Annotated in this window: 15 protein-coding genes; 10 read left to right on the forward strand and 5 right to left on the reverse strand. The window is 70.7% G+C overall.

The genetic code is table 11. The features are described from left to right. The first annotated feature begins 5 nt into the window (after positions 1 to 5). Positions 6 to 977: a metallophosphoesterase gene (locus tag ABD708_RS15765; RefSeq protein WP_344756166.1), complete on the forward strand. Its 972-nt coding sequence runs from the start codon at positions 6 to 8 to the stop codon at positions 975 to 977. On the opposite strand, the gene ABD708_RS15770 is transcribed toward ABD708_RS15765, so the two are convergent. Continuing rightward, positions 922 to 2,550 (reverse strand): stealth family protein, encoded by a 1,629-nt coding sequence (locus ABD708_RS15770; RefSeq protein WP_344756168.1) that lies wholly within the window; start codon positions 2,548 to 2,550, stop codon positions 922 to 924. The two genes, ABD708_RS15765 and ABD708_RS15770, sit on opposite strands and share 56 nt — an antisense overlap. A gap of 40 nt (positions 2,551 to 2,590) precedes the next feature. On the opposite strand from ABD708_RS15770, the gene ABD708_RS15775 reads away from it, so the two are divergent. Together ABD708_RS15775 and ABD708_RS15780 are read left to right on the forward strand one after the other, a co-directional pair. Continuing rightward, positions 2,591 to 3,190 (forward strand): TetR/AcrR family transcriptional regulator, encoded by a 600-nt coding sequence (locus ABD708_RS15775; protein WP_344756170.1) that lies wholly within the window; start codon positions 2,591 to 2,593, stop codon positions 3,188 to 3,190. A gap of 70 nt (positions 3,191 to 3,260) precedes the next feature. Continuing rightward, positions 3,261 to 5,489, forward strand: coding sequence for an InlB B-repeat-containing protein (locus ABD708_RS15780; protein WP_344756720.1), 2,229 nt, complete (start codon positions 3,261 to 3,263; stop codon positions 5,487 to 5,489). On the opposite strand, the gene ABD708_RS15785 is transcribed toward ABD708_RS15780, so the two are convergent. Then, complete coding sequence (locus tag ABD708_RS15785) at positions 5,470 to 6,411, reverse strand: BPSS1187 family protein (RefSeq protein WP_344756173.1); 942 nt, start codon at positions 6,409 to 6,411, stop codon at positions 5,470 to 5,472. The two genes, ABD708_RS15780 and ABD708_RS15785, sit on opposite strands and share 20 nt — an antisense overlap. 98 nt (positions 6,412 to 6,509) lie before the next feature. Here ABD708_RS15785 and ABD708_RS15790 point away from each other — a divergent pair, with 98 nt between their 5' ends. Further along, positions 6,510 to 7,472: a prenyltransferase/squalene oxidase repeat-containing protein gene (locus ABD708_RS15790; RefSeq protein WP_344756175.1), complete on the forward strand. Its 963-nt coding sequence runs from the start codon at positions 6,510 to 6,512 to the stop codon at positions 7,470 to 7,472. Here the strand turns inward: ABD708_RS15790 and ABD708_RS15795 are convergent. Beyond that, positions 7,427 to 7,981, reverse strand: coding sequence for an NADPH-dependent FMN reductase (locus tag ABD708_RS15795; RefSeq protein ID WP_344756177.1), 555 nt, complete (start codon positions 7,979 to 7,981; stop codon positions 7,427 to 7,429). The genes ABD708_RS15790 and ABD708_RS15795 overlap by 46 nt on opposite strands. Before the next feature lie 13 nt (positions 7,982 to 7,994). Next, entirely contained in the window at positions 7,995 to 8,783 is a 789-nt protein-coding gene (locus ABD708_RS15800) for an IclR family transcriptional regulator domain-containing protein (protein ID WP_344756179.1), read from the reverse strand. A 97-nt stretch (positions 8,784 to 8,880) separates the two neighbouring features. On the opposite strand from ABD708_RS15800, the gene ABD708_RS15805 reads away from it, so the two are divergent. Genes ABD708_RS15805 through ABD708_RS15825 form a run of 5 tightly spaced genes read left to right on the forward strand, consistent with a single transcriptional unit; the run spans position 8,881 to position 13,540 of the window. Beyond that, positions 8,881 to 10,041 carry a CaiB/BaiF CoA transferase family protein gene (locus ABD708_RS15805; RefSeq protein ID WP_344756181.1) on the forward strand — a complete coding sequence of 387 codons (1,161 nt, stop codon included), beginning with the start codon at positions 8,881 to 8,883 and terminating at the stop codon, positions 10,039 to 10,041. Beyond that, positions 10,038 to 10,820 carry a citryl-CoA lyase gene (locus tag ABD708_RS15810; protein WP_344756183.1) on the forward strand — a complete coding sequence of 261 codons (783 nt, stop codon included), beginning with the start codon at positions 10,038 to 10,040 and terminating at the stop codon, positions 10,818 to 10,820. Before ABD708_RS15805 ends, ABD708_RS15810 begins: the two co-directional genes overlap by 4 nt. Further along, the gene (locus ABD708_RS15815) at positions 10,821 to 11,693 is read left to right on the forward strand and encodes a DODA-type extradiol aromatic ring-opening family dioxygenase (protein ID WP_344756185.1); all 873 of its coding nucleotides are present in this window, start codon (positions 10,821 to 10,823) and stop codon (positions 11,691 to 11,693) included. Further along, complete coding sequence (locus tag ABD708_RS15820) at positions 11,690 to 12,064, forward strand: hypothetical protein (RefSeq protein ID WP_344756187.1); 375 nt, start codon at positions 11,690 to 11,692, stop codon at positions 12,062 to 12,064. Before ABD708_RS15815 ends, ABD708_RS15820 begins: the two co-directional genes overlap by 4 nt. A gap of 12 nt (positions 12,065 to 12,076) precedes the next feature. Then, positions 12,077 to 13,540, forward strand: a complete 1,464-nt coding sequence (locus tag ABD708_RS15825) for an amidohydrolase family protein (protein WP_344756189.1) — start codon at positions 12,077 to 12,079, stop codon at positions 13,538 to 13,540. On the opposite strand, the gene ABD708_RS15830 is transcribed toward ABD708_RS15825, so the two are convergent. Then, positions 13,521 to 14,315 carry an SDR family NAD(P)-dependent oxidoreductase gene (locus tag ABD708_RS15830; protein WP_344756191.1) on the reverse strand — a complete coding sequence of 265 codons (795 nt, stop codon included), beginning with the start codon at positions 14,313 to 14,315 and terminating at the stop codon, positions 13,521 to 13,523. The genes ABD708_RS15825 and ABD708_RS15830 overlap by 20 nt on opposite strands. Here ABD708_RS15830 and ABD708_RS15835 point away from each other — a divergent pair. Next, positions 14,314 to 14,634 carry a hypothetical protein gene (locus ABD708_RS15835; protein ID WP_344756193.1) on the forward strand — a complete coding sequence of 107 codons (321 nt, stop codon included), beginning with the start codon at positions 14,314 to 14,316 and terminating at the stop codon, positions 14,632 to 14,634. The two genes, ABD708_RS15830 and ABD708_RS15835, sit on opposite strands and share 2 nt — an antisense overlap. Positions 14,635 to 14,651 lie beyond the last annotated feature (17 nt).

Here is a 14,651-nt window from a genome sequence, read left to right on the forward strand (position 1 = left end):
AAGGTATGAGCCTCCGCACAGCGGAATATCCGCGGCCGGACCACTTCCTCCTCCACCTCTCCGACACGCACCTGCTCGCCCGCCGCGACGGCACCCCCGGCAAGCTCTACGACCGGGTCGACAGTGCTGCCGCCCTCGCCGAGCTGTTCGCCGAGCTTGAGGCGAGCCGCGGGCGCCCCGAGGCGATCGTGTTCACGGGCGACCTTGCAGACAAGGGCGAGGCGGATGCCTACGAGCTGCTGCGCTCGATCGTCGAGCCCGCCGCCGCCCGCCTGGGCGCCCAGGTGATCTGGGCGATGGGCAACCACGACGACCGCCGCACCTTCCGCGAGCACCTCTTCGGCGAGGTGCCGACGCCACGGCCCGTCGATCGCGTCTACGACGTCAACGGGCTGCGCGTCATCACCCTCGACACGAGCGTTCCCGGCGAGCACTGGGGCGTCGTGACGCCGGCGCAGCTCGACTGGCTCGCGGAGGAGCTGTCGGTGCCCGCGCCGCACGGCACGATCCTCGCCATGCACCACCCGCCGGTTCCCGCGGTGCTCGACCTCGCGGTGACCGTCGAGCTGCGCGACCAGGCCGCGCTCGCAGAGGTCGTCGAGGGTACCGACGTCCGCGCAATCCTCGCGGGGCACCTGCACTATTCCTCGAGCGGCATGTTCGCCGGCATCCCCGTGTCGGTTGCGTCCGCCACCTGCTACACGCAGGATCTCAACGTTCCGATGCACGACGAGAGCCGGGGCACGCGCGCCCGCGACGGCGCCCAGGCGTTCAACCTCGTGCACGTCTACCCCGAGACCGTGCTGCACTCGGTCGTGCCGCTCGGCCAGTACGAGGCGCTCGACTATGTGAGCCCCGAGGCGGCCGCGGCGCAGCTCGCCGACGCCGGCATCCGTATCCCCGAGCGCGTCAACGCGTGGGTCACGCCGGAGGAGCCGCTGCTGCTTCCGCAGGAGGAGCCGGTTCTCGAGAGCTAGCCGCCGGCCGCTCCCAGGGCGCCGGAATCGGGAAGTAGCGCTCGAGGAACTCCGTCACGGCTGCCGTGCGCTCCTCGACGGAGAGCTCGGGATTGCTTCCGTCGTTGAGGCAGAACATGTCCTGGTCGCGACGGCGCAGCAGCCGATCGAGCTGGTTCAGCGAGCGGCGCAGCGTCGTCTCGACGTAGGTGACCTTCGCCTGCTTCTGCTCGACGGCGTGCCCCGTGATGAGCGCGTAGTAGTGATAGAGCGAGTTGGTGACGGAGATGTCGCTCGCGCTGCGGAAGCGGCTTGCGGCGGTGCGGCGGAAGTCCTCGGGGAACTCGGACTCGAGCTCGTTCATGACGCTGACACGCAGTGGGGCGGCGCAGTGCTCGAGGTGCCGCGTCGTCGTGCGGCCGAAGCGCTCGCGCAGCAGCCGGCGGTTGACCCGCGCGGCGTTGTCGTGGCCGCTGCGCGCCGGGTCGTTGTCGCCGAGGCCGATGCGGGTCGTCGCCTCGACGAACTTCGACACTCCGCCCGGTGAGAAGAACAGCGACGGCTGCACCGGGCGCCCGAAGAACATGTCGTCGTTGGAATATAGGAAGTGCTCCGCCAGGCCGGGGATGCGGTGCAGCTGCGCTTCGACGGCGTGCGAGTTGTGCGTGGGAAGCACCTCGGGGTCGGCGAAGAACTCCTCGCTGCGCACGATCGTCACTTTGGGGTGCTCCGCGAGCCAGGCCGGCGCAGACGAGTCGGTCGCGATGAAGATGCGGCGGATCCACGGGGCGAACAGGTGCACGCTGCGCAGCGCGTACTTGAGCTCGTCGATCTGGCGGAAGCGCGCCTCGGAGTCGTCGCCCTCGCCGACGACGTAGTTGGCCATGCGCGCAGCGCGCGCCCGCTGAAACTCGGCCGAGGAGCCGTCGACCCACGAGAACACCAGGTCGATCGGGAAGTCGATGTCGGTGACCGCCGGCTCGAACATGCCCTGCAGGGTCGGCCAGGTGGTGCCGAGCAGCTCGACCTCGTCGGCGACGGCCTCCGAGCGCTTGATGCGGGTGCGGGTCAGCAGGTTCGGCAGCGGCGCCTCGATCTCCTCGTCGCCGAACCGCCACAGCTCGAGCTGGAACGCATCCCGATGCCCGTATCGCAGTTGCCCGACCGGCTCGATGCGGGGCCGGTACAGCCGGAACACGGTCGCCTTGCGGCGCTCCGAGAGCACTCCGTCAGCAAGCAGCAGCGGCCGGCTGTCGTCCTTGCGCGCGGTGGTGCCGTCGACGCGCATCGTCCTGGCGTAGAACGGCTCGTCTCGGAACGCCTCGGCGAGCGCGGCCACGAGCCGCTTGCGCGCGGCACGATCGACGGCGAGCACGAGCCGGCCGGTCTCGTCGCGCACGAGCAGATAGGGGATTTCGGATGCCGCGAGCACGGCGCGCACGGCGAGCAGGTCGTTCACCATGGATTCGTACGGCGTGAGGTCGGTGTTGCGCAGAGCGTAGAGGCCGCCGCGCAGCACGATGTCGGCGCGCTCGGTCAGGCTCGACCTCTGCGACGTCGGGGAACCGGGTTCCCGTGGAATGGCGTGGAGCATGTCCCCACTGTAAAGAACCCGAGCCCGTATCGTGGTGCGCATGCCTGAGCCCGCACGCCGCCGCGGGCGTCCGCGTGCCGGAGCGCAAACGGATGCCCGCGAGGCGATCCTGCGGGCGGCGGGCGAGGAGTTCGCCGAGAACGGCTACGACGGCACCTCGCTGCGGGCGATCGCGCGGCGGGCCTCCGTCGATCCCGCTCTGGTTCATCACTACTTCGAAGACAAGCCTGCGCTCTTCCACGCGGTCCTGAGCGCGTCGGGCGTTGTCGATTCCGCGTTCCTCGCCGTGCTCGACGGCCCCCGTGAGTCCCTCGCCCGCGGATATCTGCGCTACGCGCTCACGCTCTATGAGCAGCCCGCCCCACGCGAGCAGATGACGGCGCTCGTGCGCGCGGCCGTGGGCACTACGGAGATGGCGCATCTCTCGCAGATCTTCGTCGACGGCGAGGTCAACGCTCGCTTCGCCGCAATCGCGGCCGGGCCGGACCCGGCGCTGCGGGCGGGGCTCGTCTCGACCCAATTGCTCGGGCTGTTCGTCGCCCGCTACGTCTTTGAGATCGAGCCGCTGGCCTCGGCATCGGTCGACGATCTCGTCGAGCTGGTCGCTCCGACGATCGAACGCTACCTGTTCGGCGAGTGACCCTCCCCCCGAGCTGGGGCCTTCTGCAACGTTCCCATGCCATCGTCGGAGACCTATATTTCATCAGGTGATGATTTATTCGAGGGCAACAGCCGCCGGCGCGCTCGCGCTGGCGCTTGTTCTCGCGCCGGCGCTGCACGGCACCCCTCGCGCTTCCGCGGATGCCGCCTGGGATGCGCTGCAGGCGCAATTCGCGGCCGCAACGAGCGGCGCGGTCATCACCCTCGAGCAGGACATCGTCGGCGACGCGAACGAGGGACTCGCGGTGCCCGCGGGGTCCGCTGTCACCCTGGACCTCGCCGGGCATGCGCTCAGCGTGCAGGCCGGCGGCAGCTCGGCGGGCATCCAGGTGCTCGGCGTCGGCACTTCGCTCACCATCGAGGACAGCAGCCCTGATCGCAGCGGCACGCTGATCGTCCACGGCGGAACCGCGGGCAACGGCGGCGCAGGCATCGGAGCGCCGGGCGCGACCCCCGGCCCCGGAGCCGTCATCATCGCGGGAGGCACCGTCGAGGCATACGGCGGCCCGCAGGCGGCAGGCATCGGCGGCGCGAACTACCCCGGCGGCAGCGTCACGATCACCGGCGGTCAGGTCACCGCGGTCGGCGGCCAGACCGCGGCCGGCATCGGCGGCGGCTGGTCGAGCGCGAACTACGCGAACGGCGGCGGCACACTGGAGCTCGCCGGCACTCCTCTCGGCACCGTGCCAGCGAACGGCGGCAGTGGGGCGACCGCAGCCGGTGCAGAGATCACGGTGGCAACCGGGCCCGCCCACTTCAGCGCCAGCTCCGGCGGCGGAAGCTTCAACGTCGCCTTCTCCGCCGTGCTCAGCTTCGACAGCGCCGGCGGCAGCGCCGTCGCGGAGCAGACGGTGCCGCAGGGCGCCGCGCCCACCGTACCTGCAGACCCGACGCTCGACGGCGACACCTTCGGCGGCTGGTTCGCCGACGGCGCCGCGACGGCGCGCTTCGATTTCACAGCGCCCCTGCTCGCCGACCGCACCCTGTACGCGCGGTGGAGTCTGATTCCACCGACCCCAGACCCGACGCCGACATCAACGCCGACACCGACACCGACACCGGCCCCCACCCCAACCCGGACGTCGGCGCCGGGCCCCCCTCCCATCCCGAAACCCGTTCCTACGGCCGCGCCTACGCCCATGGAGGCGCCTACCGTGGCGCCGACGGCCACACCCTCACCGGCACCGACACCGACACCGACACCGACGACAGCGCCCGTTGCGATCGGGTCCGGCGCCGCGCCAGATTCGGGGCCCTCGCCACGATCCCAAGGTTCCGACTGGGCGCTCCCCAGCGCCGTCACCGCCGCCCTGCCGGACGCTGGCGCCCTCGCCCACGACCTCGCACGCCATCCGGAACGGCTCGCCCTCGACACGGCCGCCGGCATCGTCTGGATCCTGCTGTTGGTCTTCGTCGTGCGCACCCTCGGCGAGGCGCTCCGACACCGATACCTTGACTGGTCGGCGAGCCTTGCGCGCAGGCATCCGACGCTCGCCAGGCGCGCCCGCGCCGTCGTGGGCCTCCTCGACGGATCGAACCCGGTTCCGCTCACGATGAGCATCGTGCTCGGAGCGATCATCATGTGGTTCATCGAGCCGGCCGAGAACGGAACAGCGGTCGCCGTGCGCCTGCTGGCATCCGTCTTCATCGCCTCGCTTGTCACCAACCTGCTGACGCGGGTCGCCGCAGCCGCCATCGGCCGCGCGGCATGGGGCATCCGCATGAGCAGCTACGCCTCGGTCTGGGGCATCGTCATCGGGCTGCTCGGCCTCCTGATCTCCCGCGTGCTCCACTTCGTCCCCGGCCTTCTCGAGCCATCAGCGATCCTGCTGCGCGCCCGTGAGCCCGGCGCGGCCAGCGGAGCGATCAGGGTCGAGGCGCTGCGTGCCTGGCTCGCGCTGGGGGTTTCGATCTCGGCGTGGGCCGCGGCCTCGCTTGTCCCGGGCCGCGGCGATTGGACCACGCTGATGTGGCACGACGCCCTCGTGGTGATCGCCGTGGGCGGGGTGTTCGGCCTGCTCACGGACCTGCTGCCGCTGCCCGCATTGCTCGGCGGCGAGTTGTGGCGGCATGCACGCCGAACCTGGATCGCGGTGTCGCTGCTGACCGCGATCGCCTTCGCGGTGATCGTCGTGCCGGACGCCTCGAACTGGCTCGAGGTCGACGACGTCACCCGCTGGGTCGTCGTCGCCGTCACGGCGGCCATGCTCGCGGTCGTGGCCATCATCGCCGTCAACCGGGGCGCCGGTCGCGAGTGGCCTACCTTCGCACCTGACTGAGCATCCATCGCCAGACGGGCTCGAGCATCGGTCGCCCATGGGTGTCGAGCGGCGTCCGATCGCTGACGATGCGCGAATGCGACTGGCCGCCATCGCCGAGCGGCAGCGTGGTGATCAGCCCGTGCGCGCCGGTCGGCAAGGGCGCAGGCGCGCCCGTGCCGATGCCGAGTGCGTGCCAGGTCGCCGCGATGCGCGCCGCGTACATGTCCTGCCGGTCGTCGAGTCCCCAGAACCGCGATGCGGGTGTTGCACTCGACATGGAGAGCCAGTCCGCGATGCGGCCATCGAGCCCCTCTGCGGGCGCCGAGAACATCAGCACTCCGCGCACGGCATGCAGGTGGGCGATGTAGGCGGCCTCGCCGCCGCCCTGCGAGTGCCCGGCGAGCACCACCCGCTTCCAGCGCACGCCGTTGCCGTCGCGGTACCGCTGCCAGTCCCCCGCCGGTTCGTGGGTGGTCAAGTAGCTGAGCGCATCGCGCAGCCGGGCGAGAATGCCGTCACCCGCGGCCACCTCGCTGAAGCGGGTCGGCCGGGTGCCGTCGAAGCGGTTCGCGAGCATGTCGCCGTAGCAGGCCATGTCAGGCCCGCAGCTCTTCGCGAGCGACCGCCCGAGGTTCGGGTACGAGAGCCCGAGCACGCTGAACCCGGCGGAGTGCGCGGTGTCGAGGAAGCGCGTGTAGTCCTGCGGAACGGCTCTCGTCGCGGGGAGGAAGACGAGCAACGGTGCCCGCCCGGGGGCCGATTCGGCCAGATCGCGAGCGTCCGGCACGATCGCACGGCCGTGCTGCGGCGGCAGGGTGAAACTCAGCGGCCCTTCTGCCTGCGCCGTGTGCCCCGGCCACGCGAGCATGCCGGCCGTGAGCGCGCACGCGATGGCGACGAGCGCGGCGGCGAGCAGCACGCGACGGCGAGGAGCGGACACGAGCGGATGCTATGGGAGATTCCCATGACGGGGGCATCCCCCAGCAAGGGGATGGCTGAGAGGTGCGCCGCCGACGCTTTCGCCGCATAGTGGAGTCGATGGTCACCGACTGGCTCCTCGATTCAGATCCGGCGTTGCGCTGGCAGGTCGAGCGCGACCTGGCCGGCGAACCGGTCGAGGTGTGGCAGGCGACCCGAGCACGCGTGCCACGCGAGGGCTTCGGCGCCCGTCTGCTCGCGCTGCAGGACGACGACGGGCAGTGGGCGGGCGGTGCGTTCTTCCCCGCCGACTTCGACTTCGACGGGCCGGAAGCGCAGCCGGGCGCAGGGCAGCCGTACACGGCGACCACCTGGCCGCTGAACATGCTGCGGGAGTGGGGTGTGCCGGCCGATGCCCTCGGCGACACCGCGGCGAAGCTCGCCCGGAACAGTCGCTGGGAATATGACGGGTCGCCGTATTGGCACGGCGAAGTCGACTGCTGCATCAATGCGTGGACCCTCATGAACGGCCTCTGGCTCGGAGCCGACGTCGACCACCTGGCCGACTGGTTCGTCGAGCACCGCCTGCCCGACGGCGGGTGGAACTGCGAGTGGGTCGACGGCTCGATGCGTTCCTCGGTGGCCTCCACGCTCAACTCGCTGCGCGCGCTGCTCGCTTTCGAGGAGGCGGGCCGCGGCACCGAGGCCGTGACCGCGGCGCGGCACGGCGGCGAGGAGTACCTGCTCGAGCGACGGCTGATGCACCGGCTCTCGACGGGCGAGCTCATCGGCCCGTGGGTGACGCGGCTCGCCTACCCGTTCCGCCATGTCTACTCGACGCTCAACGCCCTCGACTACTTCCGTGCGGCGGCGCTGCACGACGGTGCGGCGCCCGATCCACGTCTCGCCGAGGCGGTCGAGTCGGTCCGCGCCCAGCGCCAGCCGGACGGCACCTGGCTGCAGGCGCGCCGTCACCCCGGCCGGGTCTGGTTCGAGGTCGACGTCGACGCGGGCGAGCCATCGAAATGGCTGACGTTCTACGCGTCTCGGGCGCTGAGCTGGTGGGACAGCTCGTCGAGCTGAGCCTCGAGCACCGCGTCGAGCCGCTCGTCGGAGGTGAAGGCACCGTTCCCATCGATGCGCTGTGCGACCCACGGGATCTCGACGTTCGCGCGCGTGCCGCGCATCGCGAGCCCCATGAACACGGCCTGCAGCGCGACGGCCGAGCGGGTGCCGGCGCTCACCCCGCCGTAGGTGGCGAGCCCGAAGGGCTTGCCTGACCACTCGAGCAGCAAGTAGTCGATGGCGTTCTTGAGGGCGCCGGGGATGCTGTGGTTGTACTCGGGGCTGACGAACAGGAATCCGTCGGCATCCTCGACGATCGCGCTCCACCGCTTCGTGTGCTCGAACTGGTACTCGCGCAGCCTCGGGTGGTTCGGCTCGTCCATCACCGGAAGCGCGAGCTCGCGCAGATCGGCGACCTTCACGTCCCAGCCGGAGCGCGCGCGGGCGTGCTCGAGCACCCACGCGGCGACCGCTCCCCCGACGCGGGTCGGGCGCACGCTGGCGACGATGACGAGAAGAGTGGGCATACGGATTCCTTCCTCAGTGGGCTTCCGCCACGGGCCGCGCGTCCCACAGCGCCCAGTCGGCGCTGAGGTCGCCGGCGACCCGCAGCAATTGGGGCAGCATGGTTTCCGTGAGGGTCTCGAGGCTCGTCTCGGCCGCGTGAGCGTTGACGTTGACCGCGGCGACGACCGTGCCGTCGCCGTTCCGGATCGGCGCGGCGACCGAGCGGATCGCGGGCGCCAGCTGCTGGTCCGTGAGCGCCCAGCCGGCCGCGCGCACCTCGCGCAGGGTCGCGTCGATCTCGGCCCGGCCCGGCTGCCACGACGGCGTGATGCCCGAGCGCGACGGCGTCGCGAGCGCCGCGTCGAGCCCGTCGGGCGGCAGGGCCGCGAGCAGGACCTTGCCGAGCGAGGTCGGCAGGGCGGGGAAGCGCGTGCCGATCGTCACGGACAGCGTCACGAGCTTCGGCATGGCGACGCGCGAGACGTAGACGATATCGGAGCCGTCGAGCTGCGCGATCGAGCAGGACTCCCCCGTCGCGGCAGCCAGTTCCGCGAGGCGCGGCCGCGTGACCGTCCAGATGTCGCTCGACGAGATGTACGACATGCCGAGCTCGAGCACGCGGGGGGTGAGCTCGTACTCGGCGGTGCTGCCCCGCACGTATCCGAGTTCGGTCAGCGTCAGCAGGATGCGCCGCGCGGTCGGGCGGGCGAGCCCCGTCGCCGCGGCGACGTCGCTCAGCGACATCGTGCGATAGGCCGGCCCGAAAGCGCGCAGCACGTCGAGGCCGCGCGCGAGCGCCTCGATGTAGTCGGGACCCGGCACTGCACCTCCCTGTCGGCGAACTGTTGACGACGGCTTGCCGACAGCTTAGATTGCGAATCACCGATCAGCGGACACTTGTCCGAAATAGGAGGCAAGGATGCCGGAGGCCGGGATGCCGGAAGCGAGCGGGCCCCTCGAGGGAATCCTCGTGGCGGACCTGTCGCGCGTGCTCGCCGGCCCGTACGCCACGCAGCAGCTGGGCGACCTCGGCGCGACCGTCATCAAGGTGGAAGCTCCGGTCGGCGACGAGACGCGCGGCTGGGCCCCGCCCGAGCGCGACGGCGTCTCGACCTACTACCTCGGCGTGAACCGCAACAAGCGCGACGTCGTCCTCGACTTCCGCGACGCGGCCGACCTCGAGCTGGCGCGCGAGCTCACCCGCCGCGCCGACGTCGTCTTCGAGAACTTCAAGCCGGGCGGCCTCGTCAAGTTCGGGCTCGACTACGACAGCGTCGCCGCCGCGAATCCCGCCGTCGTCTACACCTCGATCTCGGGCTTCGGCTCGGCCGCCGGCGCCGGCCTGCCGGGCTACGACCTCATCGTGCAGGCCATGAGCGGGCTGATGTCGCTCACCGGCTCCCCCGACGGACCCGCGTACCGCAGCGGCGTCTCGGTGTTCGACGTGATGAGCGGCATGAACGCCCTGGTCGGCACGCTCGCCGCCCTGCGCCACCGCGACCGCACGGGCGAGGGCCAGCACGTCGAGGTCAATCTGCTCTCCACCGCGCTCGCCGCGATGGCGAATCACAGCTCGACCTACGTCGCGGGCGGCCAGGTGCCGTTCCGTATGGGAAACGCGCACCCGAGCCTGTTCCCCTACGAGCCGCTGCCCGCCGCCGACGGCGAGATCATCGTCGTCGCCGCGAACAACGCGCAGTTCCGTCGCCTCGCCGCCGCCCTCGGCCGCCCGGAGCTCGCGGACGACCCGCGCTTCGCCGAACCCGAGAAGCGCAACGTCAACCGCGGCGAGCTGCGGCCGCTGCTCGTCGAGGCTCTGACCGAGCACACGGTCGCCGAGTGGTTCGAGCTGCTCACTGCGGCGGGCATCGCCTGCGGGCCGGTGAACACCATCGACAAGGGCGTCGCGCTGGCCGAGCGCCTGGGGCTCGAGCCCGTGGTGCGGGTGGGCGATGGGGCGGCATCCGTGCCCATGATCCGCAACCCGATCACCTTCTCGCGCACGGCGCCCGCCTATGTCACCCCGCCGCCCGCGCTGGGGCAGGACAGCGACGAGATCAAGGAGTGGCTGCGGTCATGAACGACTACCCGACCGGAATCGGCACGAGCGATCTGCACACCATCCAGGTGCTCGGCCACGAGCTTCCCGAACTGATGCGCGACGTCGGCTTCGCCGAGCTCGCGTACTGGCTCGCGACCAAGCGCCGCCCGACGCCCGGGCAGCTGCGCGTCTTCGAGGCCGTGCTCGTCTCGCTCGCCGACCACGGCTTCACACCCACGGCGATCGCGGCGCGGCTGACGCTGTACAGCGCCCCCGACGCGCTGCAGGGCGCCATCGCCGCGGGGCTGCTCGGCGGCGGCTCGCGCTTCCTCGGCGTCACCGAGGACACGGGCAGGTATCTGCACGACGTGCTCGCCGAGCTGGGAGATACGGATGCCTACACCGAGGACGACTGGAACGAAGCCGCACGCTCCGCATTGGCCTCGGCACGCGCCGCGCGCAGGATCGTCCCCGGCCTCGGGCATCCGAATCACAAAGAGGGCGACCCGCGCACCCCGGTGATCTTCGCGATCGCCGAAGAGGAGGGGGTGCTCGGCCCCCACCTGAAGCTGTTCGCGGCTCTCGGCCGCGTCGCCCCCGAGGTCCTCGGCCGGGCGCTGCCGCTCAACGGCGCCGGCGTCGCGGGCGCCGCCCTCGCCGACGCAGGCCTGCCGCTGCCGATGCTGCGCGGCTTCGCCCTGCTCGCCCGCACCGCCGGCCTCATCGGCCAGCTCGCGGAAGAGCTCGAGAACCCCATCGCGCCCGCGGTCTACGAGGAAGTCGACCGCCACGCCCGCTACACCCCACCGGAGAACTGAATGGCAACCCTGAGCGCCGTGCTCGCCTCGACGCACCACCCGTTCTATCTGAAGGCGACCGAGCTGACGCCGCCTGAGCAGCGCATGCCCCAGGCCGCCGAATGGAAGGCAAAGGTCGAGGCCTACCGCGAGACGCTCACCGCCGCGCAGCCCGAGCTGCTCGTCATGGTGGGCAGCGACCACTTCCACCAGTTCTTCCTCGACAACTACCCGACGTTCCTCATCGGGAAGCAGCCGGTGTACGACGCGACGTACTACAACGAGGAGCGCGAGTTCTCGATCCCGAAGTACATGCTCGCGGGCGACGAGGACCTCTCGGGCTACATGTTCCAGGGGCTGCTCGACCGGGGCTTCGACTTCTCGATCAGCCACGAGCTGAAGCTCGACCACTCGATCATCTGCCCGATCATCACGACCCGGCCGCAGGCCGATCTGCCCGTCGTGCCGATCTACACGAACATCTTCGCGCCGCCGCTGCCGAGCGCCCGGCGCTTCTATGAGCTCGGCCGGGCGATCCGCTCGATCATCGACGAGTACCCGCGCGACGTGCGCGTCGCGGCGATCGGCACGGGTCATCTGTCGCTCGAGCTCGGCGGCCCTCGGCAGTTCGGCGAGCACGGGCCCGACCCCGAGTGGGACCTCAAGGCGATCGATTGGCTCGCCCGCGGCGATGTCGACGCGGTGCTCGAGGACGTCACCTTCGAGAAGCTCTCGCAGTCGGGCAACGCGACGCCCGGATTCCTCGACCTCGTGCTCATGCTCGGGGTAGCCGGCCCGATGGCGGCGTCCTACGTCGACCAGCTCGACCTCTTCCACACCCGCGAGATGTACGTCACCTGGTACCCCAACGGAGACCCCCGGAGCGCGGCATGAGCGTCTACTTCGTCGACAAGTTCCTCTACGAGATTGATCGCGACCCCGCCCTGCTCGAGCGATATCGAACGGATGCGGCATCCCTCGTCGCCGAGTGGGAGACCGGCCAGGGCACCCTGCTCGGCATCGCGCACACGGTCGAGCGCACCTCGTGGCTCGAGCTGACCGCCGCCGAGCGCGCCGCCCTCGTGGACCACGACTACGTCGCCCTGTTCGAGATGGGCGCGCACTTCTTCCTGAACCTCACCATCATGATCGCGCTCTACGACGAGGAGTACGCGGGACGGCTCGGCCCGCTGTCGTTCCAGCGCGAGATGGCGGCGAACCTGGCCCACTGGATCGGCAAGCCCTACCCGAGCGTCGAGATCTGAACGGAGACAACGATGTCTGACACCCCCACCCCCGCCCCCGGCCGGCCGATCGTGTTCCGCGGCGGCACCGTGCTGACCATGGACGACCGCCACACCGTGCTGCGCCGCGGCGATGTGCTCGTGATCGGCGACCGCATCGCCGAGGTCGGCCCGCAGCTCGCCGTGCCAGAGGGCACCTTCGAGATCGATGCGAGCGACGGCATCGTCATGCCGGGCATGATCGACACCCACCGGCACATGTGGCAGACCGCGATGCGCGGCTACGGCGCCGACTGGACGCTGACGCAGTACTTCGTCTGGTACTACCTCGAGCACGGCATGAAGTTCCGGCCGGAGGACCACTACGCCGGCAACCTCGTCTCGGCGATCGACGCGATCGACGCCGGGGTGACGACCTCGGTCGACTGGTCACACGGACTGCGCACGGTCGACCACGCCGAGGCCGCGCTCTCAGCCCTCACCGAGACGACAGGCCGCTGGGTGTTCGCCTACGGCGACATCTTCGCCGGCCCGTGGGAGTGGTCGGTGCGCGAGGACGTGCAGAGGTTCATCCGCGACCACAACACCGGTGGCGACCGGCTCGGCTTCCAGCTCGCCTTCGACGTCACCGGCGACCCGGCGTTCCCCGAGCGGACCGCCTTCGAGGTCGCGCGCGAGCTCGGCCTGACCGTCACCACGCACGCGGGCGTGTGGGGCGCGACCAACGACGACGGCATCCGTCTCATGTACGACAACGGATTCATGGCGCCGGGCACCGTCTATGTCCACGCCGCCACGCTCACCGACGACTCGTACCAGCGCATCGCCGCCACGGGCGGCTCGGTGTCGCTGTCCACCGAGAGCGAGGAGAGCTGCGGGCAGGGCTTCCCGCCGTCGTGGGCGCTACGCGCCTTCGGCATCCCGATGTCGCTGTCGGTGGACACGAGCGTGTGGTTCTCCTCCGACTTGTTCTCGGCGATGCGGGCGACGCTCGGCGCCGACCGCGCGCACGAGCACATGATCGCGCACGCCGCGGGGCAGACGGTCACGCATCATGCGCTGCGCGCCGAGCAGGTCGTCGACATGGCGACCCGCGGTGGGGCGAAGGCCCTCGGACTCGACCACGTCGTCGGCTCGCTCGAGGCCGGGAAGAAGGCCGATGTGGTGCTGATCAAGAGCGACGACCCGACGATGTTCCCGATTGTGAACCCCTACGGCCACGTCGCGCTGCAGGCGGGGCGCGGCGACGTGCACACCGTGCTCGTCGACGGGCAGCTCGTGAAGCTCGATCACCACCTCGTCGGCGTCGACGTGCTGCGCGCGAAGCGGCTCGTGACCGAGACCGTGTCGTATCTCGAATCGACGCTCGGCACCGAGGTGTGGAACGCGGGGATGAACCCCGAGATCCCGACGTCGAAGGTGCTCGACAACCCGTACATGTACACCGAGTACGCGAGCGACAGGACCCACGCCGCCGCTAAGCCAGAAGCTCGGTAGTCCGGTCCCAGAGGGCGGCGGCAAGCTCGGCGTCGCGGGGGCGGGTGACCCTGCGCCGCTCGCAGTACTCCCCCGGCATCCAGTCGCGCCCTGGCTCGCCGGCCGCGAACCAGGCCAGCTCGCCGCCGCCGTGCGCCGGGCTGCGCATGGTCGCGCGGGCGAGCCACGTGCCGTACACGTGCCGGATCCAGCTACCGCTCTGCTGCCCGAAATCGGAGGCGACGACGCCGGGGTGGAAGGCGACGGGATTGGTTCGCGGGTGGCGGCGGTGCAGCTCGCGGGTAAACAGGATGAGCGCGAGTTTCGCTTCTCCGTAGGCCGTGAAGGGCGAGCGAGCGGATGCCGCATCGGGGCTGTCCAGCCGGTCGGGGTCGAGTCGCCCGAAGTACCGGGCCGCCGTGCTCGCGGTCTGCGCGATCGTGGCCGCGCTCTCCTCGAGCCTGGGGAGCAGCAGGGTCGTCAGCAGGAACGGCGCCAGGTAGTCGACCTGCAGGGTGAGGCTGTGCCCGTCCGCGGTGCGGGCGCGGGGGTCGAACATGCCGCCCGCGTTGTTGGCGAGCACGTCGATGCGGGGCAGCTCGGTCGTGAGCGCAGCGGCGAGGGCTCGGATGTCGTCGAGCAGTGCGAAATCGGCCGTGAAGTCGCTGCCGCTGCCCGGCCGATCGACCGTCACCACCCGATGTCCCTGTTCGCGCAGCATCCGCACCGCCGCCGCCCCGATGCCGCCGTTCGCCCCGGTGATGACGATGGTCTTCTCTTGAAAGACTGGGGGCATGGCCTCATCCCGCGGAGTCGCGCACCTGTCTCGCGAGCTGGTGAACAAGCTGGTCGGAATCGTAACGGACCCCGCGATGCCCGCTCAGCGCAAGCTCGACCAGGCCACCGCGACGCTCGACCGGGTGATCCGCGACGCGGAGTCGCCTGCGGCATCCGTTCGTCACACCGTGGTCAGCGCGCTCGACGACGCGATCAGCTCGGCAGGTGAGCTGGCGCACGGCGGTGCGTCACGGGCAGACATCGAGGCGCGCGTGCGGGCGAAGCTCACCGACGCGCTCGGCGAGGTGCCGGGCTTCTCGATCGAGCGCGGTCGGTAGACGGCGGCGGCTACCGC

This window comes from Gryllotalpicola koreensis (assembly GCF_039538185.1).
Lineage (GTDB): Bacteria > Actinomycetota > Actinomycetes > Actinomycetales > Microbacteriaceae > Gryllotalpicola > Gryllotalpicola koreensis.